Raw genomic sequence first — 3,921 nt, 5'->3', positions numbered from 1 at the left:
CGTGCCGGACTACACAGCACCGCCCACCCTGCGGCGTCTTTATAGAATTAACCGCCGCCAACACAACAACGCACAGTCCAAAAGCCACAGATCAAGCCCAAAAACAGCTCAAAAAACGAAAGTCACTGAACCGCGTCCAGTGCCGTAAGCACTTGAACCAAAAATACTCCAGCCCGGAACCGCTACGCTTTATTTATGTAATTAATGCATTAATAGCCAATTTATTTGCATTTTACATATACCATTGCCGCGTGCATAGTTCAAGGATCTCCAGGTCGTCCAGCCTGGACCTTCCTGCCCCGAACTCACAATAAAACCACGAGACAACATGAAACAGTTAGCCAAATTATTATCGATCGCAGGGCTGGCCTCGTGCCTGGCCATGCCCTCTTATGCACAGCCGCAATCCAGTTACCCGGATCGGCCCATACACCTGATCGTACCGTTTACGCCAGGCGGTTCCACGGACATTCTTGCCAGGGCGGTCGGCGACAAACTTACCCAGGCCTGGGGCAAGCCCGTCATCATCGAAAATGTGCCGGGGGCGGGCGGCATCATCGGCACGGAAAAGGCCGCCAAAGCGGACCACGACGGCTATACGCTGTTAATGGGCCATATTGGCACGCTGGGCGTGAACCCAAGCCTGTACCGGTCCAAGCACCTCGAGCCGCTGAAAATGTTCGAGCCGGTTGCCTGGGTTGCCAACGTGCCCAACGTGCTGGTGGTCAATCCGTCACTGCCGGTTCATTCGCTGGCCGAACTGATTGCCTATGCGAAGAAGAATCCGGGCAAGATCGATTTCGGCTCGGGAGGCAATGGCAGCGCGGCGCACATTGCCACGGAATACCTGATGCTGAAAGCTGGTATCAATATGACCCACGTCCCGTACCGTGGCACCGGCCCCGCTGTGACGGACTTGCTGGCGGGCCAGAATCAACTGATGTTTACCGGTACGCCGGCGGTAATCGGTTTCCTGAAAAGCGGGCGGTTGCGCGCACTGGCGGTCTCCAGCCTGAAACGGGTTGGCGTGCTGCCCGAAGTCCAGACCGTGTCGGAAAGCGGTTTGCCTGGCCTGAAAGGCTTTGAAGCCGACCAATGGTACGGGATTGTTGCTCCGGCGGGAACGCCTGCCGGCATCGTCGCCAAGCTGAACAAGGAAATAAACCGCATCGTAAGCGCTCCCGAATTGGCCAAGCGCTTCGAAGCGGAAGGGGCGATACCTCATCCAGCGACCCCCGAAGAATTCAAAACCATGATTGCCGGCGAAATAGCGCGCTGGAAAGATGTCGTGGAAAAAACGCATATTGCCATCAATTGAATACTGTCCTGTTCGAATGACTACTCCAACTCCGGCAATCGATATTGAGTTTCTGCGTACCTGGATAGGGAAAAAACAGCAAAGCTCCGACTATGTCTGCCCTTCGGGAGCGGCTCGCATCAGCGCCTTGCTGGACAGGAATGAAAGTCTGTTCATCCCGGGACAGGCGATTTCCCCGGCCTGGTATGTCATGCTGTTTACGGCCACGCAGCCCCAGTCGCAGCTGGGCCGCGACGGCCACCCGCGCACCGGCGCATTCCTGCCGCCTGTGCCATTGCCCCGGCGCATGTTTGCCGGCCGCAGAATCGACTTTTATTCGGATCTGTGCATAGGCAGCGAAATAACTCGGAAATCACGCATCTCGGATATAAAAATCAAACAAGGCTCCAGCGGGGAAATGTGTTTCGTGACCGTCAGGCACGAACTGTACGACGGCGAGGATCTGGCCCTGACTGAAGAGCAGGACATTGTCTACCGCGGCGAGGCGCCTGCGCAAGGCGTTGCGCCCAGGAAGAAGGTGGAAAAAACGGACCAGATTCCTGTGGCTGCGCTGCACAAGGACGTGTTCATCGATCCGACGATGCTGTTCCGTTATTCGGCCATCACGTTCAATGCCCACCGGATTCACTACGATCTCGATTACGCGTGCAACGTAGAGAACTATCCGGGCCTGGTAGTGAACGGCGGCCTGACGACTCTGCTGCTTTGGGACTACGCCATGCGCAGTACAGGCAAGAAAATAAAAGCGTCGCGCTCAAGAAATCTTCGCCCCTTGTTTGTCAACAGCACCGTCGGCCTGAACCTGGCCATAGACGAACGCACGCAAAGCGGTCATGCCTGGGCATGCAACGAAGACGGCAATACGGTCATCATGGTCGACATCGAGATGGAGCAGTAATGGGCAACACCAAGAGGGCGCCTCTTCAAGGCATCAAGGTCCTGGATCTCACGTCTGTCGTGGTCGGCCCGGTGGCCACCCAGTTCCTGGCCGACTACGGCGCCGAAGTCATAAAAATCGAAGCGCCCGAAGGCGACCTGCTGCGCAAACTGGGCGGCGCATCGCCCAGCGGCACGATGTCGGCGAAGTTCCTGCACCTGAATCGCAACAAGCGGTCCGTGGTGCTGAATCTGAAGACCGACGAGGCAAAGCGGGCGCTCAAGCGCCTTTGCGCGCAAGTCGATGTGGTGGTGGTAAACATGCGGCCCAAGGCGCTGGAGAGGGCGGGCCTGACCTACGACGATTTAAAGACGATAAATCCGCGCCTGATCCACTGCAGCCTGCTGGGCTTCGGACGCAAGGGCCGCTACGCCAACAGGCCTGCCTACGACAGCATTATCCAGGGCGCCAGCGGCATCGCTTCCGTGGTCGACAAAATGTACGGCCAGCCCGGGTATGTGCCGATGGTCATGGCCGATCATACTGTTGGCCTGATTGCCGTGCAGATGATACTGATGGCGCTGTACCAGCGCAGCCAGACCGGCGAGGGCGAAGGCATCGAGATTCCCATGCTGGAAAACATGGCGGCCTTTGTCATGGCGGAACACATGTATCTGCGCACGTTCGATCCTCCTCTGGGCGGCAATTTCGATCCCCGGGTATCGGATCCACAAACCCGTCCCATCAAGACAAAAGACGGGTACATATGCCTATCGGCGAATACGGACCGTCAGGCGTTCGGCTTCTTCGACGCCATAGGCCATCCCGAATTGAAAGAGGATTCCCGATTCTGCTCGGTCGCTGCCCGGTTCAGGCATACCCGTGAGTATTTTGATTTGCGTTCCACGGCGCTGTTGGAAAAAACCACGCAGGAATGGCTGGGGATCTTCGATGAACTGAGCGTGCCGGCCATGCCCTACAACACGCTGGAGAGTCTGCCGGACGATCCGCATATTCGGGACGTCGGTTTGTTTCAGCCGATCAGGCACCCCACCGAGGGCGATATATGGAATATTGGCCTGCCGAATACGCTCAGGAATGGCGCCTCGGCCGAATATTCGCCACCGCCCGCACTGGGGGCCGATACTCAGGCTGTATTGAAGGAATTCGGTATCGAAGCCGATGAAATAGCCGCGCTGATTTCATCCACGGGTCAGAGACAGGTTTCATCCGGTTCGGACTAGAGTATTTTTGGTTCGAGTGTGTATGGCGCACTCGAGTGTTTACGGCATTCGATGTTTTGGTGGCTTTGGTATTTGAAGACGCCGTCTATCGGGGCTAGGGTCAGGACCGGCACGGCGTGCTTGATCCGGATCTACCTCGTCCAGGCGGGCGTCGGGCCAAACTCGCTACGCCGCTGGCGCGGCTGCGCTCAAACATGGCCCGCCGAAAGCCCCCGCCTTCCCTACGGTAGCATCCGGCGCACGCCTTACGCCGGTCCTGACCCTAGCCCCGATAGACGGCTCGCATAATGGCATGCCTGGAATGAACGTGCCGGCCCAACGTATATCTCGGTCCATGGCCTCAACGTTTCTCTCGGTGCATAACCCCAATGCCTCTTTCTATGCATTTCCTCAACGCAAGCCGCAGGGTGGGTGGTGCTGTGCAGTCCGGCGGTAGTCCAGCGCCGGGTGCTGACGAAGGGAAGGCGGGGGCCTTCGGCGGG

Annotated in this window: 3 protein-coding genes; all 3 read left to right on the top strand. The window is 57.7% G+C overall.

From position 1 onward, the window contains the following. Positions 1 to 328: 328 nt before the first annotated feature. Genes ACYVIS_RS14055 through ACYVIS_RS14045 form a run of 3 tightly spaced genes read left to right on the top strand, consistent with a single transcriptional unit; the run spans position 329 to position 3,439 of the window. Positions 329 to 1,318, top strand: coding sequence for a Bug family tripartite tricarboxylate transporter substrate binding protein (locus ACYVIS_RS14055; protein WP_232741718.1), 990 nt, complete (start codon positions 329 to 331; stop codon positions 1,316 to 1,318). A 16-nt stretch (positions 1,319 to 1,334) separates the two neighbouring features. Continuing rightward, entirely contained in the window at positions 1,335 to 2,216 is an 882-nt protein-coding gene (locus ACYVIS_RS14050) for an HTD2 family dehydratase (RefSeq protein WP_232741717.1), read from the top strand. Beyond that, complete coding sequence (locus ACYVIS_RS14045; RefSeq protein ID WP_460874231.1) at positions 2,216 to 3,439, top strand: CaiB/BaiF CoA transferase family protein; 1,224 nt, start codon at positions 2,216 to 2,218, stop codon at positions 3,437 to 3,439. The genes ACYVIS_RS14050 and ACYVIS_RS14045 overlap by 1 nt, the downstream gene beginning before the upstream one ends. Positions 3,440 to 3,921 lie beyond the last annotated feature (482 nt).

The sequence above is a fragment of the Paralcaligenes ginsengisoli genome (genome assembly GCF_054781135.1).
Note: the sequence above shows the minus strand (reverse complement) of the source record. Positions and strands in the feature narration are given on the sequence as shown.